The sequence below is a fragment of the Bernardetia aquimarina genome, assembly GCF_042180575.1.
Taxonomy (GTDB): domain Bacteria; phylum Bacteroidota; class Bacteroidia; order Cytophagales; family Bernardetiaceae; genus Bernardetia.
Genome location: NZ_CP170094.1, coordinates 1493987 through 1520718 on the forward strand (window position 1 = coordinate 1493987; position 26732 = coordinate 1520718).

A 26732-nucleotide genomic window follows, 5' to 3' on the forward strand; every position below is an offset into this window, starting at 1 on the left:
ATTCGGCTTGTAGCCGTGGTTTTTGTATTTGTTGTTAGTGGCAGCACATAAGCTATAAAAAAGCACCTATTTAGCTGCAACATTATATTTTTTACTGCTATTTTTTTAGATTTGTGAGTATTGAATAGCGAAATACAAATACACGGCAGAGATGCCGAATACATATAAGTCACTCGGCAAAGCCAAGCAACAGCAATTTTTGGATAGCCGAGCAGCAGCAGGGGCAGAATAAAAAAATAGTTATCAGATTTTTTAACCTATGTTTTTGTTGTTCTTCCACATTCCTACAATGCCATTAATTACGATGACTGACAGCCTGACAAATAGTACAAGATAAATTTTCTATCTATTAAATATACGTTCATGAACATACAAACTATAAAACTCCAGCATACTAATCCTTCTTTAGGTCCTTATGAAAAAATAACTACTGTTTTTCTTTCCATAACAGAGCAACACATAAAAAGAATGAATGAGTTTTTACATCAATCTCAAATAAATAATACAGCTTCTCTTTATGATTATCTCAACGCTATAAAAGACAAAAATGAAGAGTTGATAAATCATGTGTTGAATAACACACCTAAAAGAGAACTGAATCAGGGAGAAAAAATATCAAATCTTTTTTTTTATTTTGAAGATGGACAAGTTGTAGAATTAGCAGATGTATATCGTAAATTTGAACTAACCCATTTCTATGCTGATTTTACGAAGTATATGGTAGAAAATGGAATTATTGATCAAGACGAATCTGATGAAAAACCTTTTTTTTGAAAGAAACTTGTTGCTGTTCCAATTTTTAGAAATCTAAAAATCAACAGACAAGAAATAATTTTGCTGTTTGTTGGTTATTTGAATACTTCCCATCTGGCGCAAGGTTCTATCTTGTGCCTACTATTTCAGCAAGCATATGCTTGCGAACTGAAAGTCGGCGTAGCCAAACCATAAGCACAAGATAGAATCTTGCGCTAGACTGCTTTTTTTTGTAGTAATGATTGAAAAAGCAAAAAAATATTTTACCTTGTGTATATGATTCTGTCAGCAGATGCTGACCAAATAGCTAGTACAAGATAGAATCTTGCACTAGAATACTTTAAACTGATTTAGAAACAAAATGAGTAGAAAATATAAATTTGATGACAATGAAAAACTTTATTTTGTGAGTTTTGCAACTGTTTTTTGGGTAGATGTTTTTATTAGAGAGGAGTATAGAGAAATTATTATTGATAGTTTGAAGTTTTGTCAGAAAAATAAAGGCTTAGAAATTTATGCGTGGTGTATTATGCCAAGTCATTTACATTTGATAATCGGAACGAATGACAAACCACTTTCAGATATTTTGAGAGATTTCAAATCGTTTACTTCAAGAGAATTACGAGCAGCTATAAACCGACATCCTACTGAAAGTCGTAAACAATGGATGTTGCGTATTTTTGAGTGGCAAGGACAAAAGAATTCAAATAATTTAGATTGGCAATTTTGGCAACAAGATAATCATCCGATTGTACTTTTTAATAATTTTATGATGGATCAAAAATTAGAATATATTCATCAAAATCCTTTTGTAGATGATGCAAGTGCGTGGCTTTACAGTAGTGCAAGAGATTACGATGATACAAAAAAAGAAAAAGGGCTTTTAGATATTTTATTTATTGAATAAAAATCATAATTCATTTACTCTGGCGCAAGGTTTTACCTTGTGCCTACCGTTTCAGCAAGCATATGCTTGCGAACTGGTAGCCAAATTATAAGCACAAGATAGAATTTTGCGCTAGAAATATGACACACATGACAAAAATTGTTATTTATGACCATGTTCATCAAAACGGAATTGATGAGATGATGAATGAAATTGCATTGGAATTTGAGGAACAAATAGTTCCAAAAGTAACAGTTGAAACTCCTAGTATTCCTAATAACTATTGGGTGGCTCTATATAATGGAAAAGTTGTTGGAACAGCTGGAGTTGTTGTGGTAGAAAATGACTTTGGAATTTTAAAAAAAATGATGTTAAAAAAAGAGTTTCGTGGAAAAGAATTCGGACTATCCAAACTATTACTTGAAACTGTTATTGAATGGAGCAAGGAAAATCAAATTTCTAAAATCTACCTTGGAACAATGAACCAATTTAAAGCAGCCCAATCTTTTTATAAGAAAAATGGATTTCAAGAAGTTTTGGAAAATGAATTACCTCCTAATTTCTTGAAAAATCCTTTAGATAAATTGTTTTTTGTGAAAGATTTGAATGGATTATTTACAGGAAACTAAAGTAGTCATTTGGAAGTCTATTTGGCGCAAGATAGAATCTTGTGTTAGAATACTTTAGTTTCAGCTTACTGTTATGATAATCATAATCTAAAAAACTTCATTTTAATCTATTTTTGTCAAAGCTTGATCCAAATCTTCAATCAAGTCATCTACATCTTCACAGCCAATACTCAAACGAATCAGTGAATCTGTAATTCCAATTTCGTGTCTTTTTTCAACAGGAATACTGGCGTGTGTCATCATCGCAGGATAACAAGCCAACGACTCAACACCACCTAAAGACTCAGCCAATGCAAAAACTGTAATATTTTCTAAGAATTTATAGGCATTTGCTTGAGTGTCCTCTTTCAAATCAAAAGAAATCATTCCACCAAACTGACGCATTTGTTTTTTAGCAAGTTCGTGTCCTTTGTGATGTTGCAAACCTACATAATAAACATTTTCTACTTTTTCATGATGTACTAAGAAATCAGCAATTTTTTCAGCATTTCTACAACTTGCATCTACTCTCAAATGAAGTGTTTTGATACCACGAAGCACCAAAAAACAATCAAAAGGAGAAGGAACAGCACCACAGGATTTTTGAATAAAATAAATTCGTTCTGCTAATTTGTCATTGTTAAGCATCAAAGCACCCATCACTACATCTGAATGTCCACCTAAATATTTTGTAGCCGAGTGCATCACAATATCAGCTCCCATCGTAATCGGATTTTGTAAATAAGGCGTTGCAAATGTATTATCAACTACCGAAACAAGAATATTTTCTTTAGCAATCTTAATTATTTTTTCAATATCAACAATTTGTAAAAGTGGATTTGAAGGTGTTTCTATCCAAATTATTTTCGTCTTTGGGTTTATAGTATTTTTTACTATTTCTTCATCTTGCATATCTATAAAGTGAAATTTAACTCCAATTTCTTCATAGATTTTTACAAACAAACGATACGAGCCTCCATAAATATCTTGTCCACAAATAACTTCATCATTAGGTTTTAAAAGTTTCATAACAGCATCAATAGCTGCCATTCCAGAAGAAAAAGCAAAACCATACTTGGCATCTTCTAAGGCTGCAAGTGATTTTTCTAAGGCTTGACGAGTAGGGTTTGACGAACGTGCATACTCAAAACCTTTATTCTGACCAACAGAAGTTTGTGCAAAAGTAGAAGTCTGAAAAATGGGAGTCATGATAGCTCCTGTGCTTGGGTCTGGCTCTATACCTGCATGTATAGCTTTAGTAGCAAATTTCATATAAAATGAGGGTTTTTGGGGAATTGATTAGGACAAACGCACGAAAATAAAATGTGTAATTTTATACTCTTTTTGACCTATTTTTTTAGTTTTAAAATTCAAGCGAGGACGCTTGAATTAGATAAAAACTGGTTTAAGCGTCCTCGCTTGAACCAATTCTTAAAAAATAAAATTTCGTGCGTTTGCCCTAGGAATTGATTAAAAATTTAGGAAAACTCATAATTTACTTTAAGTTCCTTTAGATTAAATTAATAGCTTTCTAGTATCTTTGCTTAACAAGTTATTTTGACTAACAGTTTTATAAAACACATATTTCTCAATGGATTTTATCACTAACCCTTATTATGTCACTATCTATTACCCTAAAACATATTACTTCACACCCACTTACTCAAAATCAAAAAATATCGGCTATTTTTAGGTATTTCAAGTGGCAATTTCAATCAAGATTAAATAAAGGAGTTCATATTGTACCCTTTGTAGAAAACACAAAATTAGCTGCTCAGAATGGAATGACAGGTGCAACAGGAAATATTTATACTGGTCTGCATGAATTTAACGATATGGGATTTTTGCTCCATTTTCTTAGGAATACAGAAGAAGAAAGCGATGATTATTTTATGGATATTGGTGCAAATATTGGTAGTTATACTGTTTTGGCAGCAGGAGTAATTGGCACACAAACAACAAGTATAGAACCTATTCCAACAACTTATCAAAAACTTCAAAAAAATATTCAAGTAAATGATTTGGCAAGTAAGGCAACAGCATTAAATATTGGCTTGGGAAGTAAAAAGGGTGTTTTACAGTTTACAAAGTCATTAGATACAGTCAATCACGTAGCAACCAAAGAGACACCAAAAGACCAAAGAATTGATGTACAGATTGAAAAAGTGAGTGATGTAGCTAAAAAAACGCCTATTTTGGTAAAAATAGATGTAGAGGGATTCAAAACTGAAGTTATAAATGGTGGCGAAACTATTTTTTCTTCTCCTTTACAAAAAGCAATTATTATAGAACTCAATGGTTCTGGAGAAAGATATGGATATGATGAAGCCAAAATTCATCAAAAATTAGAAAACTGGGGATACAAACCTTACTCCTACAACCCTTTACAACGAAAATTAACAGAAGTGAAATCTTTTGGAAATCATAATACAATTTATTGTAAAGATATTGATTTTGTAAAAGAACGTATTAAAAATGCACCTTTAGTTACTGTTTTAGGACAAAAATTTTAAAATAAAAAAAAGAATGCTACAAAAATTCCCAATACAAAAAAATATTTTCTGTATTGGGAATTTTATTTTCTCACTCTAAAGAGTAAACTACACTTTTACTTCACAAAATCAGAAGATGCTTTTGCAGTCAAATATTCTCTATTCAAACGAGCGATATGTTCTTGACCGATAAGTTTAGGACATTCTGCCGAACAAGCACCTGTGTTTGTACACGATCCAAATCCTTCTTCATCCATTTGAGCCACCATATTTTCAGCACGTTTTTGAGCTTCTGCTTTTCCTTGTGGAAGAAGTGCAAGCTGTGAAACTTTAGCTGAAACAAAAAGCATAGCAGACGCATTTTTACACGCAGCTACACAAGCACCACAACCAATACAAGCTGCTGCTTCAAATGCTTCATCTGCAATTTCTTTTGGAATAGGCATTTCATTTGCATCACGAGCATTTCCCGTATTTACGGAAATATAACCTCCTGATTGAATGATTCTATCAAAAGCACTTCTATTGACTGTCAAATCCTTAATAACTGGAAAGGCTGATGCTCTCCAAGGCTCAATAGTAATGGTTGTGTTGTTTGGAAAAGAACGCATGTGTAACTGACACGTCGTAACACCACGTACATTTCCGTGTGGGTGTCCATTGATGTACATAGCACAAGAACCACAAATTCCTTCACGACAATCGTGGTCAAAACTTACTGGGTCTTCTCCTTTTCGTACAAGAGTTTCGTTGAGCATATCCATCATTTCTAAAAATGACATATCTGTTGAAACGCCGTCTAATTTATAGTTTTTAAACTCGCCTTTTGCATTTGCATTGGCTTGTCTCCAAACTTTTATTTTATATGAATTATGTTGTTCTGCCATAATTTTTATGTATTTCTATTTAATTGAAAGTTGTTACTTGTTTTCAACCGTCAACGAGGCTTTGCCGTCGCTGAGGATTATATATTACTTGTAGCTACGCTGCGTAAGTTTGACATTTTCGAAGACTAATTCTTCTTTGTGAAGAACTGGGTCGCCTGTCATAAACTCGCCTTTGCTATCTCTAGGGAATTCCCAAGCTGCCACATACGAATAATTCTCATCATCACGTTTTGCTTCGCCATTGATTTCGTACTCTTCTCTAAAGTGTCCACCACAAGATTCATTTCTATCAAGGGCATCGATAATCATAAGTTCGCCAAGTTCTAAAAAGTCAGCAATACGAAGAGCTTTTTCAAGTTCTGCATTGAGTTGATTTTCAGTTCCGACTACTTTTACATCATTCCAAAACTCTTCACGTAGTTTTTGAACTTCTGTACGAGCTAATTTCAAACCGTCTGCATTTCTTGACATTCCACAATGATCCCACATAATGCGACCTAATTTTTTATGGATTTCGTCAGGAGTTTGATTTCCATTAATACTCATTACCTTTTTGATTCTTGCTTCTACTTCTTGTTTTGCTTGTCCGAATGCTTCGTGTGAAGTATCTTCAATTTGGTAAGGCTGTGTAGCCAAGAAATCTCCAACTGTATAAGGTGCAACAAAATATCCATCTGCCAAACCTTGCATCAATGCACTTGCTCCCAAACGATTTGCGCCGTGGTCAGAGAAATTCGCTTCTCCAAGTGCATACAATCCATCAACATTTGTCATAAGATTATAATCTACCCAAAGACCACCCATTGTATAGTGAGGTGCTGGATAAATTTTCATTGGAACTTTATATGGGTCTTCGTTTGTGATTTGCTTGTACATATCAAACAAATTACCATATTTATCTGCTACTCTGCTTTGTCCATCTCTTTTAATTGCATCTCTAAAGTCAAGATAAACAGCTTTTCCTGTTGCTCCCACTCCCAAACCTTCATCACACACATATTTTGCATTTCTTGAAGCCACATCACGAGGCACAAGATTACCAAATGTAGGATATTTTTCTTCTAAATAATAGAAACGGTCTGCATCTGGAATTTCAGAAGGTTTTTTATTTTTATCTTCTGGATTGCGAGGTACCCAAACACGTCCATCATTACGAAGTGATTCAGACATCAACGTAAGTTTTGATTGGTGGTCACCAGAAACAGGAATACAAGTTGGGTGAATTTGAGTGTAACAAGGGTTTGCAAAGTAAGCACCTTTTTTGTGCGCTCTCCAAGCTGCCGTAGCATTACATGCCATTGCATTTGTAGAAAGGAAAAATACATTTGAATAGCCACCCGTACAAAGCAAAACTGCATGACCTGCGTGAGATTCAATTTCTCCAGTTACTAAATTACGAGTAATAATTCCTCTTGCTTTTCCATCAATTTTGACAATGTCAAGCATTTCTGTACGAGTAAACATTTCTACTTTTCCTGTCGCTACTTGACGACTAAGGGCAGAATAAGCACCCAAAAGAAGTTGCTGACCTGTTTGTCCTTTTGCATAAAAAGTACGTGAAACCAAAGCTCCACCAAAAGAACGGTTATCTAACATTCCACCATATTCACGAGCAAAAGGCACACCTTGAGCAACGCATTGGTCAATAATATTTACACTGACTTGTGCCAAACGGTGTACGTTTCCTTCTCTTGAACGATAATCCCCACCTTTTACAGTATCATAAAACAGACGATAAACACTATCTCCGTCATTTTGATAATTTTTTGCTGCATTGATTCCTCCTTGTGCTGCAATAGAGTGTGCTCTTCTTGGGCTATCATGGAAAGTAAATGCTTTTACATTGTAGCCAAGTTCTGCTAAAGAAGCTGCTGCTGCTGCGCCTGCAAGACCTGTTCCGACAACAATAATTGTATATTTACGTTTGTTGGCAGGATTTACGAGGCGAATATTGAATTTATGTTTGTCCCATTTTTCGCCGATTGAGCCTTCAGGGATTTTTGAATTGAGTTCTGACATAATTGTTCTTTTTTGTTTGTATTTTACAAATAATACACTTCTTTCAAATGTCGGTTCAATGAGATTCAATTTAAACTGAATGTTTTGAAACAACTATTTAACTATATGATACTGAATAATTTGTTTGTTTAAAAAGTTTTGAAACTGACCTTAATTTAGAATATATTTAGGAAAAGGCATGCCTTTTCCCTACTAATTTAAAATCATTCACCAAAATTATTCTGCGTTAGTAGTTGGTATTTTGTCCCATTCTGTATCAGCTTCTAAATCTGACCAGTTGGTTACTTTCCATTCTATCTTTTCTTTTTCATATTCTACTTTTACTTTACCTTCTGCTTCTTCAATACTATTTGACACTCCAAATTGAGCCATCATAGCTAAAGGCATACTAGAAAAGCCAACAATAAAAAGTACTGCTAATGCTTTACTAACTAATGAAATAAGAGAAGTATATTTTACATGATTAAGACCTAGCGTTTGGAAACCACTTTGGAAACCATGCCATAAGTGAAAACCTACTGCCACCATACTTACAAGATACAAAGCTGCAAACCACCATACCGACAAAGTAGTAGCTACGAGTGCATATAAGTTTTTGTAAGCCATTCCATCTATTTCCATCACAGGTTGATTACCTCCAAAATGGTATTGCCCCCAAAACTGATACATGTGCATAACAATAAAAAACAATAGGATTGAACCTAAAATACCCATATTGCGAGAAGCCCAAGATTTTTCTGCACTTCCAGCAATAGCATATCCTGTTGGACGAGCTTTTTTATTGTGTAAAGTGAGAAAAAGAGCTACTAAAGCGTGAAGAATAATAGAACCATAAAGCAAATAAGAAATAGCTTTAACGAGAGGGAATGTCGTCATAAAAACGGCATACATATTAAACTTTTCGCTTGCACTTTCAATATTTGGGATGAGTAATTGAATATTTCCGACCATGTGAGCAATCAGAAACGTTACTAAAAATAACCCTGTCAGCGACATCAAAACTTTTTTGCCTACGCTGCTTGTCAGGGTGCGTATAATCCAATTCATAGGGAGTTGGTTAAGTTGATTAAAAATTAATTAATTAGAATTTGAAATTTACCAAGGAATAATTACGAATTAAAAATCACAACCTAAAAACACTGAATATCAATGAATTACATTTTAAAATTAGTGTTTTAATTAATTTTTGTTTCTAAATTATGAGAATGATTGAAAGGATATAAAATAAATCTTTCGTTACTGATTTTGTTTATTTCCTTTTGTTATCCTACTTCAAGAGTAAACTTCATTTATAAAGATGCGATAAATATACTGTTTAAAAGGCTATTTACATAGTTTTTTATTGAATACATAAAACCTTTTCAAAGGTACGCTACAAAAAATGGCATTGCAATATGTAATAGTAATTTTTGCTTATTTTGAATATTTCTAAATAAAGCGATTATAAAATTATTATAATTGAAATTTTATCAAAAAAAACACCTATCATTTTCAATTAATCTTGAATCTAATAGGTGTTTTTTGTTTATCTAAAAATCTTCTTTTCGTTCTGTTTGAATACGTATTGATTCGTCGTGAATAAGTTTGAAAATCGCTGAAACAAAATCGGGATTAATATCCATTGTTTCTGCCCATTCTGGACGGCTTTCAAAAACTTTTTGCCAACGGTCTAGTTGAAAGATAGGTAAATTATTTTCTCTTTTATAATCTCCAATTTGCTTGACAAGCTCCAAACGAGCAACAAAATTTTCCACGACTTCTCTATCAATTTTATCGATTTGATTACGTAAGTCTTGTAATTTGTCTGAAAGTCCTGCCTTTTCAAGTGTTTCTAAACTTCCTGTACGAACAACTAATTTATCCAAAATTTCGGCTAATCGTTGTGGTGTAACTTGCTGAGGGGCATCACTCCAAGCATCATTAGGACTACGATGCGTTTCTATCATCAAACCTTCATAATTCAAATCCATTGCCTTTTGAGAAAGTGGATAAATCAATTCTCTTTTTCCTCCAATGTGACTAGGGTCACAAAGAAGAGGCAAAGAAGGTAATTTACTTTTAATTTCGATAGCTAATTGCCACATCGGCTCATTACGGTATTTTGTATTTCCATAGCTTGAAAAACCACGATGCAAGGCTGCCATTTTATTTATTCCTGCTTGATGAATGCGCTCAATTCCCCCCATCCAAAGTGCTACATCTGGATTAATTGGATTTTTTACAATAACAGGAACATCAACTCCTTTCAACGAATCAGCAATTTCTTGCATTGTAAATGGATTCACGACACTTCTTGCACCAATCCAAAGAATATCCACTTCATGTTTTAGAGCTTCTTCTACGTGTTCAGGTTTGGCTACTTCGGTAGTGATGAGTTTTCCAGTTGCTTTTTTGACATCTAAAAGCCATTCTAAACCAATTTTTCCTACTCCTTCAAAATTATTTGGGCGTGTACGAGGCTTCCAAATTCCTGCTCTCAAAACTTGTACTTTGTCATTTTTAGCAATTTCTTGACAAGTTTCCATTAATTGTTCAGGCGTTTCGGCACTACAAGGACCAGCAATAAACAAAGGATTTTTTTCGGTATTCCAGTTTGGGTTGTTTGGAAACCAAGATGATAAAGGGGCAAATTCCATAAATATATAGATAAAATTGTCTGTATAAATACAAACAACAACGTAATTCTTATAAAGTAAAGTTCAAAGGTAATCAAAATGATTTTTCGAACAAAAACAAGGAAAAAGAAGTGAAATGTTAAAATAAATTATTTTACAGGTTTATGTTCGGCTAATTTTTGCTGTAAAGCGTATAAATATTGCTGCACTTGCTGCGATTGTTCCGTACTATTCTTGAAACGTTTCTTTATAAAAGTATCGTTGTTTAATTGTTCGGCTTGCAGCGTTTCTATATGTTCGAAGGGAGAAAACTCTTCTTTTTCAGCATCTGATTTTTGTTTTTGAGTTTTTCTGAATTGCTCTTTAAGTTCTTGATAAACAATAGGTTCTACTTTTGATTCTATTTCCTTCCATAAAGAAGCTGAAATTTGAACAAAGATAAGTTCTCCATTTTTATCAATGATTTTGGTAAGATGAGCTGTTTGAAAAGCCTCATTTTCAAGATTTTCAGAATTAGTATCAGAAGTATTTCTCATTGGTCTATTTTTTATTAAAAATAATTACTACATAAATTAACACTCTTTAAAGATAAACAAATAGGGTAAAACTGTTTTTTGTTCGTCTTTATCTCAATTAAAGTTTATTTTCTTACTATTTTCAAAATCCATTTCAACCATGCCAATAAAAATAAAATATCTTCAGCTTATTACCAAACAATTAAGTGGACAAATTACTGAAAAAGAATCTGAAAAGCTACAAAAATGGCTTTCTAAAAGTCCATTAAATCAAGTTCTTTTTGCAGACCAAGAAAATGTTTGGCAGTCTTTTCATAATAAGAACATAAATATTTCTGCTTAGGAAGTAGTTTAAGTTTTCACTCTTATCAGTCAAAAGCCTATTTTTTATTCAATCAATCAATAATCCATTCTGTATTTGCTTCAAAACAATGACGTTTAAATGTTGCAGTATGGCTAATTTTTTCAACCTCAAAAACTAAATAGGTAAAATGGTTCATCCATTCACCTGTATTAAAATAATAGCTTTTATCATTAGGTTCAGTTTGTGAATCGGTGGTAGAAGCTATTATTTTTTTATCTTTTTCTATCTCCACCTCAATCATCAAGGGCAAATGACGATGCCCAAAAACATAATAATCTTGTGGAGTTTTTTGATGAATTTCATTACAATAATTCCAAATCCACTCCTTTTCTTTTCCTCTATATGTGTCTATTTCTTTCGTTTTTTTAGGATTATTATTTACTGATTTTTTGGCAGGTTTACGGCTATTCGACCAAAAATGAGCCAAACCAATTCCTATATTTGGGTGTAGCCATTCAAAAAAGAAACGACATATAGGATTTTTAAATAAAGCTTTTTTCATAAACTTGTAGGAATAATCGCCATTTCCTAATCCGTCGCCATGTCCTAAATGAATTTTTTTATTGTTCCAAATAACACTTTGAGGTTCATGATAAACTTTTACCCCCAACTCCTTCTCAAAATACCCAAACATCCATAAATCGTGATTTCCTGTAAAAAACACCACCTCAATTCCACTATCTACAATTTCTGCTATCTTCCCCTGTAAACGTACAAAACCCTTTGGAACAGTTTTTTTATATTCGTACCAAAAATCAAAAATATCTCCCAATAAAATAATAAGTTCTGCATCTTTACGAGCCATTTCCAACCAACGAAGTATTTTTTTTTCTCTTTCTAAAGATTCCAAACCAGCTTCATCTTTGGAATATCCCAAATGAAAATCAGAAGCAATGTAAATTTTTTTGGACGGAGAAAGGGTTAGATTTTGCATACAAAAATTATAAAAGTTCAAACCTTATAGGTTTAAATAAAAAAAGAAAACCAACACTAAAAAAATAGAGTTGGTTTTCAAAAAAGATTTTTCTAAGCTAATTTTAATAATTTAAAATTAAGCCTGTGAAGCAGTATAGTTACCACGACGTTCTTTGATACGAGCAGCTTTACCCATACGACCACGTAAGTAGTACAATCTAGCTCTACGTACTTTACCACGACGAACCATATCAACACCTTCTACATTTGGAGAAAGAAGTGGGAAGATACGCTCAACACCAACACCGTTAGAAACTTTACGTACTGTAAAAGATTCTCCGTTTGTATTTGGGTTTTTGCGTTGAATAACTACGCCTTGATATTGCTGAATACGCTCTTTATCGCCTTCTTTGATACGAACTCTTACGTTCACTGTATCGCCAGCACGAAATTGAGGAAATTTTTTACGAGCTTCTGCGTTAGAAGCCTCTACCATCTGAATTAATTCATTTCTCATGAGAAACTAAATAGGTAAGTTTGAAATAAAGAGTTTGATAGACAATTAAAGTCCTCAAAGTATATTCCACAACTTGGGTTGAAAATAATTTTGGTTTTGAATGATTTTAATAATCATTTAATAAAAAAGTTCTATTAAAGACAGTCCAAAACGAAATTTTATTATTCCCATTTTTATAAAAAATAAAAACAAGATAAGGGAAAATGTTGGAGGCTGTGCATTTCAAAACGAACCACAAAGGTAGAGCTTTTTATTCGGCTTTGCAAATTTTGCGACACCAACAATATTAGGATACAACTAAATATCAATATTATTCTCATTATCTTCATCACTTTCTTTATTTTCTCTAACTACTTTCCAAGTTCTATCAGCCAATAATAAAACTTCTGCTATAAAAGTAAGTTTAGAACTTCTTCCCCATTGCTCAGGAGCAATCATAGAAAGCACTTTTTCGCCTGTTTTTGGGCGTTCGTAGAGAAAATAAGTATGATTTACAAGTGGCTCAAAACCCATATCAGCATTATAAATCTCTAATGAAATATGCGTTCTGGACTGAATTTCTTTTGCTTGTTGTGCCAAAAGATTTATTTGTTCTCTTATTTGGTCAAGCTGCATTTCAGTTTGTTGTTCCATTGCAGCTAGAGCCTTACTTTTCATGATACCTTTTTCAGTAGGAACAATAATAGCACTTCCAACAGTATGAGCATAGGGCAACAACCCTGGATTAGTCGCTATTTTATCAGCATCAATCGGATTGACAAAATTTTCGAATTGTTGTTTTTGTTTTTCATCAAAAAAAAGATTTTCTGTTTTATTTTTATTCTTCTCGTCTTTTCTTGATTTTTCTTTATTGCTCATAAGGACAGTATTCAAAATAAGTGATTTTTATAGATGGATTTTGTTTAGGCTTTTTAGATTAAACATTAAACGATTATCTTAAAAGCTAACTTTTTGAATCCTTTTTTTGTTTGAAGAAATTATTTATTCTTTGTCTATTTGTATTGTATTGAGCCATTTTTCGACTTCTTCTATTTCTGTAAAGAATTTTACCTTGATTTTTGTCTTTCGGTTTGCCATCACAACAGCATCTTCAAAAACATTTGTTTCAAAACCCATATTTTCTACCAAAAAGGCGTGTTTTTGCATTCCATACTCTTCTGCATCAGGATACCACATGTGTTCGATGTACATGAGTGTTTCTTCAGGAGGAAGATTTATTTTTGTAAAATCATCTACCCACATCAAAATATCATTTTTTCTCATAAATTTCAATCCTGTTTTATAGGCTGATAGTGCTTCTTCTGTCAAAACTGTTCCACGCCAATGACAACGCAAATACTTTTTCTCTTTTTCAAAATGAATCTCTACATGAGAATCTGTATAAATGATTGAGTTTTCCATAGTGGTAATTTTTTAGGCTAATTATTTTCTTTTTCTTGAGAGCTATTTTTTTTACTAGATAATTGTTAGTTTTGAGTTGCAAAATTACACAACTCTACTCAATTTGAAACGATATATAACCAAAAAATCGTGTAAGGTAGAGCATTTTTATAAAACGTCTTAAATTAGTTATGCAACAAAAAAAAGTAGGAATTTTGGGAGGTGGACAGCTTGGTAGAATGTTGATTTCTCCAGCCATTGATTTAGATATTGAATTACATTTTTTAGAAAACGATGAATCTGCGCCTTGTTCGACAGTTTCAAGAAATTTTCATAAAGGAGATATTACAGGCTATCAAGATGTTTTGGATTTTGGTCGTCAGATGGATATTATTTCCATAGAAATTGAAAAAGTTTCGGCTGATGCACTTGAGCAATTAGAAAAAGAAGGCAAAAAAATTTTTCCTCAACCAGCTATTATTCGTCTTATTCAAGATAAAAGATTGCAAAAACAGTTTTATAAAGAAAACAATATTCCTACTTCTGATTTTGTTTTGATTTCTACTAAAGAAGAATTGATAAAATACTTGACAGAAAAAAGTAAGAATGATTCAAATCTATTTCCGATTGTACAAAAATTAGGAAAAGATGGTTACGACGGAAAAGGTGTTCAGATTCTGAAGAATTTAGAAGATGCAAAACAAAATGGTTTTGATGCTCCTTCAGTTTTAGAAGAAAAAATAGACATTGAAAAGGAAATTTCTGTGATTGTAGCAAGAAATGAAAAAGGTGAAATAGCTGTTTTTGATGCTGTTGAAATGGTGGTTAATGAAAAGTATAATTTGCTTGATTATTTATTAGCTCCTGCCACTCTTACAAAAAATGAAAAAGAAGAATCTATACAGTTAGCAACAGAAGTCATAACAAAATTAGGGCAAAAAGAGGGAATAAATGGAATGGTTGGGCTTTTAGCAGTAGAATTATTTCTCACTAAAAATAATCATAAAAAAGGAAATATTCTTGTTAATGAAGTTGCGCCACGTCCTCATAATAGTGGACATCACACCATAGAAGCCTGCACGACTTCACAATATGCACAACATTTGCGCTCAATTATGAACCTTCCTTTAGGCAAAACCACACTTCGAAGTTCGGCTGCGATTTTGAATTTAATAGGAGAAGAAAATCACACAGGTCAGCCATTTTATGAAGGGTTAGACAAATTATTGGATTTGGAAAACGTTTATCCTCATATTTATGGAAAAAAAATAACCAAACCTGCACGAAAAATGGGACATATTACCATTTTAGGAAATGATATTGATTCTTTAAAAGAAAAAATCGATAAAGTAAAAAGTAGTATTCGGGTGATTACGAAGTAGTTTGATTAGTATTTATCAAAATCAACCTGTTATTTTCGGTTATCTGACAATTTTTTTAAAATTTTGATTTTTACTCCGTTAGGAGTTTTATATTGGTAGAAAAATTAAACCTCATCTCTCCGTAGGAGTTGTATAGCATTTTTCACTACCTATTTTAAATTCTACCAATGTGTAGTTCCTAACGGAACAGAAAGGCAAATAAGTGTATTAATGGTAGCTGTAATTTAACTCCTCCATGTTACACGCTTCACAAAAATTGTCAGATAACCTTATTTTCTTGCTTTAATTTCTGAAACAAATTTACTGAAAATTGGCGTTTTGACATTGTATTTTTGTCCTTCTAGAACAACATAATTTGTCAAAGATTCTAATTCAGTGTTTTGTTTTTTATTCTCAAAATCAAAGTGCATTGAAGAAGTTGTTTCGAAGGGTAAAGATTTCAGTTTTTGCAAAGTCAATTCTTTTATGTCTTCTGAAACGGTGATGTTTTTGCCTTTTGCAAGTTGAGTAACCTCATTTATTAATTTTTTTACAATTTCGAATTTTTCATTGTCTGTCAAAATTTTGCCTATTGAGGTGTCAAAATAAGTTGTTGCAGTAGCTATTGTAGAAATGAAAATAAATTTCTGCCATATTACTTGAGAAATAGTAGTAGATAAAGTTGCATCAATATTAGCCTGTTTGAATAGCTTTTCAAGAAGGATTATATTTTTGCTTTGTTTTTCAGAATGATTTTGATAATCATCTATTCCAAAAAAGAGTTTTTCAATATTGCCAATATTTTCAATTTTTCCAGCTTCTGTCAAACGTGAAATAATATAAACACAGCCTTCCAAAACAAGATTATTTGGTGTAATTTTAAGTATCTTCTCTCTATTATCAACACCATTAAGCAAAGGCAAAATAATTGTTTGTTCGTTTATACAAACTTCTAATTGTCTGACTATTTCTTGAAGGTGATATGTTTTGGTAGCAATTATAATGAAATCTACTGTACCAATTTCTGCTGGTTTATCAGTGGCTAATTTAGGTTTACAAATTAATTCTTTATCTCCTTTTATAACTTTCAATCCACTTTGTTGAATTGATAAAAGATTCTGACCTCTTGATAAAAAGATAATTTCTACCTCAGAGTGATTATAAAAGTGATTTGCTAGTAGCCCTCCAAAATAACCACCTACTCCTCCAATTCCTGCAATAAGTATTTTTATCTTTTTCATAGTATTGATTTGACCAATTTATCGCTTTTTATTCTCCACACCCAATCCAAAAAGGGCAAAATCATATTTTACTGGGTCAGTTGCATCAAATAATCTCAAATTTTGGGTAAGCTCTTCGGCTGCTTTCCAATCTGAAATATTGCGTTCCAAAAGACCTAGTTTTTTACTTTCTCTTTCTACGTGAATATCCAATGGACAAATCAAAATAGAAGGCGATATATTCTCCCAAATCCCAAAATCTACTCCTTTGTCATCTTTTCTGACTAGCCAGCGCAAATACATATTCAATCTTTTGCAAGCTGATTTTCTTTCTGGCGTACTGATGTGTTTTTTGGTGCGTTGTGGGGCATAATCTATATCAAAAAAAGTGTTGTGAAAATGAGCTATATTTTCTTTTTGAGTTTCTTTGGAGGAAAAAAGAATTTCTAAAGAATCATTTTTTTGATAAAATCGCTGTAAAAAGTCTATAAAATACAGAAAATCAGTAGAATTAAATGTTCGATGTTTGAATTCTTGAAAACCGACATTATTTAGGTCTGATGCTTTATGATTTAGGATAAAATCGTGAGGCGAATTACCCATTAATTCCATTATCAAATTACATTTATTGATAATTGTTTTTCGTAATCCCCACGCCAAAACGGCTGCAAAAAGAGCAGAAATTTCAATATCTTGCTTTTTTGTGAAACGATGAGGAATCTGAATAGGGTCATTTTCTATAAAATCAATATGGTTGTATTTCTCATATTTTTCTTCTAAAAAATCTTTTGTCTTTTGGAAGTTTTTGGAATTTAATTTTATCATATTTTTTATTTAAACACAGAGTTCACAAAGGCACAGAGAATGAGGAGAAAAACCAAGATAATGAAAAAGACATTATTTTATTTGTATTTACTTCTGACTTCTTAAATCTGACTTCTAACTTTATTTAAAAAACATCTAAAGGAGCGTTTTCATCACTATAAAAATCGCCACTAAAATCTGTTCCTCCTCCATTTTTTTCAATCAATTTTGTATAAAGAATAAAGGTAGCAGCAAAAGTAAAAGGAATTGTAAGTAATGTTCCAAGACCTAATAAAAGTAAACCTATACCATTGATGATTGTAAAGCCAAGCACAAATCCGAAAACACCGATATAATTTCCTAAAACAAGTTTACGACTAACCTCCATCGCCGACCAAAAATTCATCTTTGCAGCCACAATCAAAAGAGGAGTAAAAATATAGAGCGTAAAAACCAAGAGAGAAGGAAGCGCAAAAATAAAATAGAAAAAGAGTGTAAATGTTTCGTAAGTATTTGTATCAAAAATATCAACTGTTTGATTGACACCAAATTTTTGTGCTAAAAAAAATATTCCCAAAAAAGGGAGAGTTATTATTACAACAACTAAAATTTGATGCAAAGCAAGTTGTCCGATATATTGAAAACCATCAAATAAATTATGAAACGAAGATTTATCCTTTTGATAAATGGGTTTGAAAAAAGCATAAAAACCAGCCAAAAGAGCTGAAATTAGAGTAAGATTTACTATTGTACCCACTATATAACCTAATCTACCCATAAAATTTACAATTTCTGGAATAAAAAAAGATAAAGTTAGGTCAGCAAACAAACAAAAAAGTGTGTAGAAAACAAGCTGTCCCAAATAGGGTTTCATAAAATCCCACGAACGACTCAATGTATCGCTAAACTCTACACTATATCCTTGCATACGAAGATTTGCAAACTCATCTTTCGGTGTAAGTCCGAGGTTGTTTTGTGGAAGATCTTCACCTGCATAAAAATCTGATTCGTTTTCCATAGTTTTTTTAATTGAGAGGTTTTGTTTCTTTGAGTGTCTAAAATTACATAAATATTTTTTGGTCTGAAATAGATAAAGCAATCTATGAACTAATAGAACATAAAAATTTCTTATTTTTGGCTTAATTTAGTCTATCAAATTTTATGATATTCTACAATATTTTACAAAAACAACAATAAAACTCTATTTTATATGAATGCTTATGTTTTTCCTGGTCAAGGCTCACAATTTGTCGGAATGGGCAAAGAATTATACGAAACAAACGAAACTGCAAAAGAGCTTTTTGAAAAAGGAAACGAAATTTTAGGTTTCAGAATCACTGATTTGATGTTTGAAGGAACAACTGAAGATCTCAAACAAACTAATGTAACACAACCTGCTATTTTTCTTCATTCTGTTATTTTGGCAAAGGTAACACCAGATTTCAAACCTGATGCCGTAGCTGGGCATTCTTTAGGAGAATTTTCGGCACTTGTAGCTGCTGGTGCGCTTTCCTTTGAAGATGGGCTACGACTTGTAAAAGTACGTGCAGAAGCTATGCAAAAAGCCTGTGAAAAAGAACCTTCTACAATGGCTGCTATTTTGGCTTTAGATGATGCAACGGCTGAAAAAGTTTGTGAAGGTATAGACGAAGTTGTAGTTCCTGCAAACTATAACTGCCCAGGACAGCTTGTTATTTCGGGTTCGATAAAGGGTGTAGAAATGGCTTGTGAAGCTATGAAAAAGGCTGGAGCAAAACGTGCTTTGATGCTCAATGTAGGAGGAGCTTTTCATTCGCCTTTGATGGAATCAGCTAGAGAAGAACTAGCTGCTGCTATTCATAACGTAAAAATTGAATCGCCTTCGTGTCCGATTTATCAGAATGTAGATGCAAAACCATATACTGAAGCCTCAAAAATAAAAGAAAATCTTATTGCTCAACTGACTGCACCTGTGCGTTGGACACAAACTATCCAAAATATGCACAACGATGGGGTAACAAAATTTACAGAATGTGGTGCAGGAAAAGTATTGCAAGGATTGGTAAAGAAAATTGAAAGAAGTGCAGAAGTTGCTTCTGTATAAATAGTGATTAGTGAATGAAATTTGATGAATGTTCTTTTTACATCTCTTTAATAGTTTCTAAGTAATTGAGCTTAATTATTTTATTTATACCTAAAAATCTATCTTGTATTTTATCGAAGTCTGTACCATAGGTCTGACCAATTTAAAATACAAGATTAGGTATATTTTATTTTGCATCTTTACTTAGCAATTAAAAATCTAAACTAATTCGTTTCCACATTTATAACAAAAACTAGCTAGTTCGGTATGATGTTCTGCTCCACAATGCGAACACTCTTCAATTATACTTTTAGCTTCTTGTTGTTCTGTGGGTTGATTTTTATGTTTTTCGTTTGCTAATTCTTGTCTTAATTCTCTTTCTTCTTCAAATTCTTCTTCATCTGATTTGTGAGTTACTTGTGTAGCAATTTCGGCTGATACAATTCCTGTCGGAACGGCAAGCACTCCATAACCAAGTACCATAACAACGGCTGCAATCGCTCGCCCTAATGCACTTTGAGGAGCAATATCTCCATATCCTACCGTTGTAAGTGTTACGATTGCCCAATAAATACTTTTTGGAATACTTGAAAACCCAGGGTTATCTCGCCCTTCTACCAAAAACATAATAAAACCAAGTAATACGACATTTGTAGCTACAAAAATCACAAAAACAGTTATTTTATGACGACTAGCACGCAGGGCTTGACTAAGAATCTGTGCCTCACCTGTGTACTGATTCATATCCAATACTTTAAAAATACTGATAATACGAGTTACACGAAGAAGAAGAAAAAAGTTACTACCTGCAAATGTCCAAGAAAAAATAGCAGGAACAAAAGCTAATAAATCAATAATCCCATAAAAACTTAGGATATAACGCATAGGACGATGCGAAGTAGCTACTCGGAGTACATATTCAATAGCAAAAAGTGCCGTAACAGCCATTTCGATAGCTAGAAGATACGTACCATATTGTTGATCAATTTCAGATACACTTTGCATCATCACAACAACTAAACTAAGTACAATAAGAGCCAAGAGAGCCGTATCAAACACTTTTCCTTCAATGGTATTTGATTTAAAAAAAAGACGGTCAAGACGCATACGCCATTTACTTTTAGCAAATCGCCTTCCTCTTGAAAACCTACTTGAAGTTTTCTTTTTTGCTTTGGTTACGGGTGGTTTAGTTTGGATAACTTTTTTTTCTTTGAGTGTCGAAGACTCCATAAATACATATATATTTTATATAAATTTCATATTCTTTTTTATTTTTTTGTGTGTAGGTTGTTTTTATATTTTCATTCAACTTACCTCACTATTTTTCTATATTATTTGACATTAAAATCAAAGAGATAACGAATAAGAATACTAGATTTATACAGATAGGATAGAATTGTTTCAATAATTTATTTTCTAGTTTAATTTAGACTAAATGAAACCAAATAGACATTGTGCTAATAACAATAAAAGTAATATTAGGTTTGTTTATACCTTTAAATTCTGCTTTTATAAATATTTTGACGGCTTTTATCGAAATACTAACCTAATTTACACTTTCCTTTTGGTAATACAAAGTATTTTTAGTAAAAATTTTGAAAATAGATTTACTCTACGTACTCTATTATTTTTTAAATACAGAGTGGTTAAGAATATAGAGAATTAAAATCGCAATCTGTAATTACTCTTTATTTGCTTTATCTAAATGATTAATGCAAAAAAACTTTATAAATGAAGATAAAATCTTGTTCTCACTTATAAAGTTTTTTTTGATACATTTATTTTTAGAATCTACGATATTTTCCTTTTGCTTTTGGTTTTTTCTTTTTTGGTTTCTTAGGATATTTTTTCATAAGAGGACCTGGACGAGATGGATGATATTTTTTCTTACGAATAAGTCCACGTCCATAGCCTCGTTTTCCTTCATAATCTGCAGTTGGAAGTTCATTAAACTTATATCCTAACATCAACTCATTGGTACTTCCAAATGCTCCCACAATATCACCAATCGGAAAATCTCTAATATAACCAAAACTAAAACGTCCATAATTTACACCTGCACCTACATTTATAGAAAAATTGCTTCTATAAGCTGTACTTACCCAAAACTGGTTATCGTACATATATTGCAAGCCACCTTCATACTGAATAGGTACATTTGGAACTTGTCTGACTACTGCCATCGGACGAAACTCACCCATACCAGCAGGAATCATTCCACGAATAGAAAACATAAAGTGATTTTGAAGGCGAATATTATCATCTGTTTCATCTTCAGGACTAAAAGCAGGATTTAATAATTGAGGTACAGAAAGACCAATTTCTAAATTTCGGCGAAAGGTATAACTTGCTCCAAAACCTAATTCAAAACCCAAATAATTTCCTGTATTATTAAGCAAGACAGGGTCAGTAGGATGGCGAATAAACCAATCATCAAAATTAATTTGATTATAAACAAGCCCTCCCATTAATCCAAAAGATAATTTTGAGCTATTTTCATATTGTCCTAACAAATGATAACCATAAGAAACCATTGCTTTTGTACGACTTGTACTTTTTATTTGATCTTGCTGAACAAAAAAACCTAAGCCTGAACGGTATTCATAAAAAGGTAAATCAACCGTCAAAAGAACTGTTTTGGGTGCGTCTTCAAAACCTGCCCATTGCGAGCGATATGTCATAAAAACGGAACTATAATCCGAACGTCCTGTCCAAGCAGGATTTTGAACAAAAGGATGAGAAAAGTACTGACTATAAATGGGTACTTGTTGAGCAAAAGAGTGATTCGAAAAACTACTTATTCCTAAAATTAAACTACTTAAAAAGAAGTTGAATGCTAGAAATAAAATAGATTTTGAATGTATATGTAGTATCTGTTTCATAAAATAATTTCGATTTCTATCTGAATAGCAATTTAATTTTTGAAAATTACTATTCAGAATTGATTTTAACTGATTACTGGTAGATGATTTATTACTTCTTAACGAATAATTTCGAACGAGCCTTTTAAAATTGTTCTGACAGTTTCAAATTTTATGATATAAAAATAAGTTCCTGCTGGAAGCACTCCTCCTGTTTCATTTGTTCCTTCCCAATCATTTCGGTATCCTTTCTTACGAAATACTTCTTGTCCCCAACGATTAATAATTACAAGTTCATTATCAGGATAACGCTCAATTTCTTCAATAAAAAGTTGGTCATTTAATCCATTTCCATCTGGTGTAATTACATCTACTGTTCTCACTTTTGGTGTTCCGATGACAGTTACAAAAACACTATCATACGTAACACAACCATAAATATTTTCGGCTCGCACTGTGTACATTGTACTTATAGTAGGATTGGCAGTTGGTGTAGCAGTCGAATCTCCTGTTAGAGTTTCACTTGGTGTCCAAATATAATTTATGCCTCCATTAGCAAATAATTGTACATCATAACCAATATTGATTGTTGTATCTTGAATAATTTCCAAAATTGGTGTTGGACGGATTGTAATAGTTGCAATATTACTACTATCTGTAAAACAATCATTGATAACTAACCTTCTATAAAAAGTGGTTGTATCAACTGGTGTAGGAAGATAACTAGCTGTATTCGTATTGGTAATATCTGTCCAATTTCTTCTATTTCTAGAGCTTTGCCATTGATAACGAAACTGTCCTATTTCATTGAGTGTATCTAAAAGAACTGTTCCATTAAGTCTTCCCAAGGTATCTAAGCTACAATCTACAAACCCTTCATCAATAACATTATTTTTGATAGTAGGATTGATTTCAAGAGAAATAACATTTGAAGTATCTGTAAAACAAGAAACACGAACAAGACGGCGATATTCAGTATCAAAATTTATTACGCCTGTAAAATAATCTTGATCACCTCCTACAGTTCGCCAAATAGCCGTCGAATCATTGAGTTTTCTTGATTGCCAAAAGAATCTATAAGCTGTACTGTCATTTCCTCCTTGTGTTGGGAAAGTACCTCGTAATGTATCAGCAGCAAAACCTTCACAAACGACTGTTTGAGGAGAAGAAATTTCATTATCTTCTATAAATCTAATAACTTTTATTTTTATAACATTACTAAAATCAGGGGGGCAGTTTCCAGACTTGACACTCCTTCGAACATACGTTGTCCGTTGAGGCGTGACAGGTTCATAAGCTGTTACTGTGTCTGTTTCAGTAGGAATCCAAACAAGACTATCAAAGGAAACCTCCCATTGAGTGATTATATTTCCTGCTTGTCCAGCAACTGCTCCAGTTGCTGTAATGGTAGAAGCTGTATCACCTTGACAGATAGTTTGATTACCAAAAAGAAAATTATTTCGTGCATTCAAAACTACATTTACTAAAAGTCTATTGCTTGTGTCTGGCGCACAACCTCCTAAAACAATTCTTCGGAAATAATTTTCACCTCCATATAATGTATCAGGGACAAAAGTTTGTGTTTGTGTAAAATTACCTGTACTAAATGTAAAAGTAGAACTACTAAACCAAGCAACTGTATCTCTTGATTGCTGATAAAAATACCTATACTCTCCTGTATTTTCTTGTTCTGTTCCTGTTAGTGTGATTGTAGTAGAATCTCCTACACAAATTTCTGTAAAAGGCGCACTAATTTGATTAATTCCAAATGGTTTTGAAACAGGAATAAAAGCTACATTACTTGTATCTGTCCTACAACTATCAATTACCAAACGCCTAAAGTAAGTGGGTTCTATTAAAGCAAAACTAGAAATATTCAGAGAATCATCTCTATCTGCCCATGCCAAACTATCAAACGAAATTTGCCATTGATAAGCATAATTCCCATTTCCTCCTGTTGGTTGAGTTGCATTAATTTGCCAAGCTGTATCGCCTTCACAAAGTCCAGTACTATCATAAGAAATTAGATTACTGATGCTATCAATCGGTTTTATCATAAATAATGTTATAACATTACTAGGATAGGAACGACAACTATCAATTACCAAACGTCTTACCAAAAAACTATCAGGAATTTGCATAAAAACACTATCAAAAAGCGTAGAATCAACAGGCGTATAATTCTGAACTGAATCAACGCTTGTCCAAAGCGCAGAATCTAAAGAAACCTCCCACAAATATCTAAAACCTGTTGGGGCAGTAGGGGCAGTTCCATTAATGGTCGGAATTGGGTCGCCTGTACAAATGCGTGTTCTTGTTGCTGTAATAGCAGATGTATCATTTCCCAAATCAGGAGAAATAAAAATATCAACAATATTACTTGTATCTGCAAAACAAGCACTCTCTACAACCCTTCTGACATAAAAAGTATCATTAGCAATAGGTGGAACAAAACTTCTTCCTGTTGAATCTACACTCAACCAATCTGCTGTGTCTAATCGTGTCGCTATTTGCCATACGTGTTTATAAATTCCATCTCCTCCTATTGGAATACTTCCTATTAATGTATCAGGACGAGTGTTTATACAAATAGTCTGACTCTCAAAAATAGAATCAGCTACTACACGAGGAATAGCATTAATTGTAATTATATTGCTAGTATCAGGCGCACATGCTCCTGTAACAATTCTTCTAAACTGAACCGTATCAGCCGTAGCAAGTGTATCTGTAAAATCAAAATTTTGAGTTTGAAGACTATCGATCCAAGTTTGTCCAGAGTCTAAAGAAACTTGATAACGATAACGAAGTGGACTTGTAACAGAAGAATCTGAAGTAGTACCATAAATATTAGTAGGAACAACTCCCAAACAAACATTTTGAATAGATGGAAAAAGAGTATTTGTTGTAATATTAGGCAAAATAACTACTCGTACTTTTGCGCTTGTATCGTTGCTACATCCTTGATTAGGTGCAGGAATAACAATTCTTCTAAAATAAGCTGTGTCTGCAATCGTAAGACCAAAATTATTCAAAGCATAATTTGGAACATTTCCATTACTAGCATCTACCCAGTTGGTAGTATCTCCATCTAAAGTTTGTTGCCATTGATAAGAAAAAAATGATACCTCTCCTAACTCAGCTTCCGAACCTTCCAAAGTAGGTAATCTTATTCCCTCACAAACAGTTGTGTCAGGTGTAACAATCGTATTATTAGAAGGACATTCAATTACATTTACAAAGAAACGTTTTCTATTAAGAGTTATATCGGATGCGCCTGTGTGTGTTACTTCGGCTGTATAAATTCCTTCATGGTCTGCTACATTTGCATTATTTACAACCAAGATACTATCATCTGTTTGTTCGTTTATTAAATTTGTTGCACGAAGCCAACGATAAGTCGTTGTTCCATTTATTTGATTGACAGAAACAGTATCCTTAAATGTCCCTCCTTGTGGTACATTAATAATTTTGAAAGCTCCTACACTATCTTGTGGTGAATAGGTAAAAGTATATTGAGATTTATTATTAGGAACAAGACTATTTAATTTTAATCTATTATTAGCAAAATTAAGTGTAATAGGTCGGTTTACTGGAAAAGTAGGGACATTTTCAATAAAGTTAGAATCAATATTAATAGACTCAAGAGCCAAAAGAACCGAAATATCTGTTAGAGAAGCAGGAAAATTACCAATCAAAGAATTAAAACTTAAATCTAATCGTTGTAATAATAACAAATCACTTAACGAAGCAGGTATTTCTCCTGTCAAATCATTATTTCCTAAATTTAGTTCTTCCAAAGTAAGTAATGTACCAAAACCTGTCGGAATTTCACCTATTAATTCATTATTAGATAAATCAATTTTTTGTACTTGATTTAATTTATCTCCCCCAAACATCGTAGCAGGAATTTGCCCTATAATATTTTTGTTGCTCAAATTTAGTTCTAAGACACAGCTATCATTTGCATTCAAAACGACACCATCCCAAGTCGTCCAAGGGTCTGTCAAAACCCATGGGTTTGTCCAATTTGTGCCATCAGTAGCATTATAAAGCTCCACTAAAGCCAATGAATCATCAGGTAAGCACATCAAACGATACATTTCAGCCTTAGAAAAGGGATTTAGAATAGAGTTTGAGAAAGAGACTGGAAAATAATTTTGAACGGCTTTATTTTGTGCAAAAGAATTTTCTATTGTTGAATGAACAAAAAAATTATCAAACTTTTTATTTAAAATAGGTGAAGTAAAAGCTGTTATTCCTACTATAAAAATCCCTAAAAGTAGTATTTGCCAAACTATATGTAGGTTAGAAAACTTGTTTTTAAGTAGAAAATTTTTGGTAAGAAAATGTTTTAGTATTTGTATTGAAGTCATAGTATGGTAGAAACGTTTTAATCTATTTGTAATAGAACGCTGTTTTTCGTAGAATTTCTAAAGTTGAAAAGCAAGATTATTCTAATTTATAATTAGAATG

The 26732-nt window shown here is 32.6% G+C and carries 23 protein-coding genes; 7 read left to right on the forward strand and 16 right to left on the reverse strand.

What is annotated here, in order from left to right; all coding sequences use genetic code 11:
* Positions 1–363 precede the first annotated feature (363 nt).
* From ACE193_RS06300 to ACE193_RS06310, 3 genes are all read left to right on the forward strand, one after another.
* Positions 364–774 (forward strand): hypothetical protein, encoded by a 411-nt coding sequence (locus tag ACE193_RS06300; protein WP_375562158.1) that lies wholly within the window; start codon positions 364–366, stop codon positions 772–774.
* A 340-nt stretch (positions 775–1114) separates the two neighbouring features.
* Positions 1115–1660 (forward strand): transposase, encoded by a 546-nt coding sequence (locus ACE193_RS06305; protein ID WP_375562159.1) that lies wholly within the window; start codon positions 1115–1117, stop codon positions 1658–1660.
* Between the two features lie 128 nt (positions 1661–1788).
* Entirely contained in the window at positions 1789–2268 is a 480-nt protein-coding gene (locus ACE193_RS06310; protein ID WP_375562160.1) for a GNAT family N-acetyltransferase, read from the forward strand.
* Positions 2269–2370: 102 nt separating this feature from the next.
* Here the strand turns inward: ACE193_RS06310 and ACE193_RS06315 are convergent, their stop codons facing one another.
* Complete coding sequence (locus tag ACE193_RS06315; RefSeq protein ID WP_375562161.1) at positions 2371–3519, reverse strand: cystathionine gamma-synthase; 1149 nt, start codon at positions 3517–3519, stop codon at positions 2371–2373.
* Positions 3520–3863: 344 nt separating this feature from the next.
* On the opposite strand from ACE193_RS06315, the gene ACE193_RS06320 reads away from it, so the two are divergent.
* A complete protein-coding gene (locus ACE193_RS06320; protein WP_375562162.1) occupies positions 3864–4760 on the forward strand; it encodes an FkbM family methyltransferase in 897 nt (298 codons plus the stop codon).
* Between the two features lie 95 nt (positions 4761–4855).
* Here ACE193_RS06320 and ACE193_RS06325 read toward each other — a convergent pair whose 3' ends face one another.
* The 5 genes from ACE193_RS06325 to ACE193_RS06345 all read right to left on the reverse strand — a co-directional run bounded on the left by ACE193_RS06325 (position 4856) and on the right by ACE193_RS06345 (position 10796).
* Entirely contained in the window at positions 4856–5626 is a 771-nt protein-coding gene (locus ACE193_RS06325) for a succinate dehydrogenase/fumarate reductase iron-sulfur subunit (RefSeq protein WP_375562163.1), read from the reverse strand.
* Positions 5627–5710: 84 nt separating this feature from the next.
* Positions 5711–7645, reverse strand: a complete 1935-nt coding sequence (locus ACE193_RS06330) for a fumarate reductase/succinate dehydrogenase flavoprotein subunit (protein ID WP_375562164.1) — start codon at positions 7643–7645, stop codon at positions 5711–5713.
* A gap of 216 nt (positions 7646–7861) precedes the next feature.
* Entirely contained in the window at positions 7862–8692 is an 831-nt protein-coding gene (locus tag ACE193_RS06335; RefSeq protein WP_375562165.1) for a succinate dehydrogenase cytochrome b subunit, read from the reverse strand.
* A 482-nt stretch (positions 8693–9174) separates the two neighbouring features.
* A complete protein-coding gene (locus tag ACE193_RS06340) occupies positions 9175–10281 on the reverse strand; it encodes a chorismate mutase (protein ID WP_375562166.1) in 1107 nt (368 codons plus the stop codon).
* Between the two features lie 128 nt (positions 10282–10409).
* Positions 10410–10796, reverse strand: coding sequence for a hypothetical protein (locus ACE193_RS06345; RefSeq protein ID WP_375562167.1), 387 nt, complete (start codon positions 10794–10796; stop codon positions 10410–10412).
* Positions 10797–10935: 139 nt separating this feature from the next.
* Between ACE193_RS06345 and ACE193_RS06350 the strand changes: the two genes are divergently transcribed.
* Positions 10936–11118 (forward strand): hypothetical protein, encoded by a 183-nt coding sequence (locus tag ACE193_RS06350; RefSeq protein WP_375562168.1) that lies wholly within the window; start codon positions 10936–10938, stop codon positions 11116–11118.
* Positions 11119–11170: 52 nt separating this feature from the next.
* Here the strand turns inward: ACE193_RS06350 and ACE193_RS06355 are convergent, their stop codons facing one another.
* From ACE193_RS06355 to ACE193_RS06370, 4 genes are all read right to left on the reverse strand, one after another.
* Entirely contained in the window at positions 11171–12073 is a 903-nt protein-coding gene (locus ACE193_RS06355) for a UDP-2,3-diacylglucosamine diphosphatase (protein WP_375562169.1), read from the reverse strand.
* Between the two features lie 117 nt (positions 12074–12190).
* A complete protein-coding gene (gene rplS / locus ACE193_RS06360) occupies positions 12191–12571 on the reverse strand; it encodes a 50S ribosomal protein L19 (protein WP_375562170.1) in 381 nt (126 codons plus the stop codon).
* Between the two features lie 297 nt (positions 12572–12868).
* Positions 12869–13444 (reverse strand): DUF2452 domain-containing protein, encoded by a 576-nt coding sequence (locus tag ACE193_RS06365; RefSeq protein ID WP_375562171.1) that lies wholly within the window; start codon positions 13442–13444, stop codon positions 12869–12871.
* A gap of 108 nt (positions 13445–13552) precedes the next feature.
* A complete protein-coding gene (locus ACE193_RS06370) occupies positions 13553–13972 on the reverse strand; it encodes a hypothetical protein (RefSeq protein ID WP_375562172.1) in 420 nt (139 codons plus the stop codon).
* 170 nt (positions 13973–14142) lie between these two features.
* Here ACE193_RS06370 and ACE193_RS06375 point away from each other — a divergent pair, with 170 nt between their 5' ends.
* Entirely contained in the window at positions 14143–15333 is a 1191-nt protein-coding gene (locus ACE193_RS06375; protein WP_375562173.1) for a 5-(carboxyamino)imidazole ribonucleotide synthase, read from the forward strand.
* Positions 15334–15602: 269 nt separating this feature from the next.
* On the opposite strand, the gene ACE193_RS06380 is transcribed toward ACE193_RS06375, so the two are convergent.
* The 3 genes from ACE193_RS06380 to ACE193_RS06390 all read right to left on the reverse strand — a co-directional run bounded on the left by ACE193_RS06380 (position 15603) and on the right by ACE193_RS06390 (position 18354).
* On the reverse strand, positions 15603–16553 hold the full coding sequence (locus ACE193_RS06380) for a ketopantoate reductase family protein (protein WP_375562174.1): 951 nt from the start codon (positions 16551–16553) through the stop codon (positions 15603–15605).
* Positions 16554–16571: 18 nt separating this feature from the next.
* Positions 16572–17357: a TIGR02757 family protein gene (locus ACE193_RS06385; RefSeq protein ID WP_375562175.1), complete on the reverse strand. Its 786-nt coding sequence runs from the start codon at positions 17355–17357 to the stop codon at positions 16572–16574.
* Between the two features lie 124 nt (positions 17358–17481).
* Positions 17482–18354, reverse strand: coding sequence for a hypothetical protein (locus ACE193_RS06390; protein WP_375562176.1), 873 nt, complete (start codon positions 18352–18354; stop codon positions 17482–17484).
* A 192-nt stretch (positions 18355–18546) separates the two neighbouring features.
* Between ACE193_RS06390 and fabD the strand changes: the two genes are divergently transcribed.
* The gene (gene fabD, locus ACE193_RS06395) at positions 18547–19419 is read left to right on the forward strand and encodes an ACP S-malonyltransferase (protein ID WP_375562177.1); all 873 of its coding nucleotides are present in this window, start codon (positions 18547–18549) and stop codon (positions 19417–19419) included.
* A 198-nt stretch (positions 19420–19617) separates the two neighbouring features.
* On the opposite strand, the gene ACE193_RS06400 is transcribed toward fabD, so the two are convergent.
* The 3 genes from ACE193_RS06400 to ACE193_RS06410 form a co-directional block, all read right to left on the reverse strand.
* A complete protein-coding gene (locus tag ACE193_RS06400; RefSeq protein WP_375562178.1) occupies positions 19618–20628 on the reverse strand; it encodes an ion transporter in 1011 nt (336 codons plus the stop codon).
* Positions 20629–21182: 554 nt separating this feature from the next.
* Positions 21183–22280 (reverse strand): PorP/SprF family type IX secretion system membrane protein, encoded by a 1098-nt coding sequence (locus tag ACE193_RS06405; protein WP_375562179.1) that lies wholly within the window; start codon positions 22278–22280, stop codon positions 21183–21185.
* Positions 22281–22378: 98 nt separating this feature from the next.
* Positions 22379–26632, reverse strand: coding sequence for a gliding motility-associated C-terminal domain-containing protein (locus ACE193_RS06410; protein WP_375562180.1), 4254 nt, complete (start codon positions 26630–26632; stop codon positions 22379–22381).
* Positions 26633–26732 lie beyond the last annotated feature (100 nt).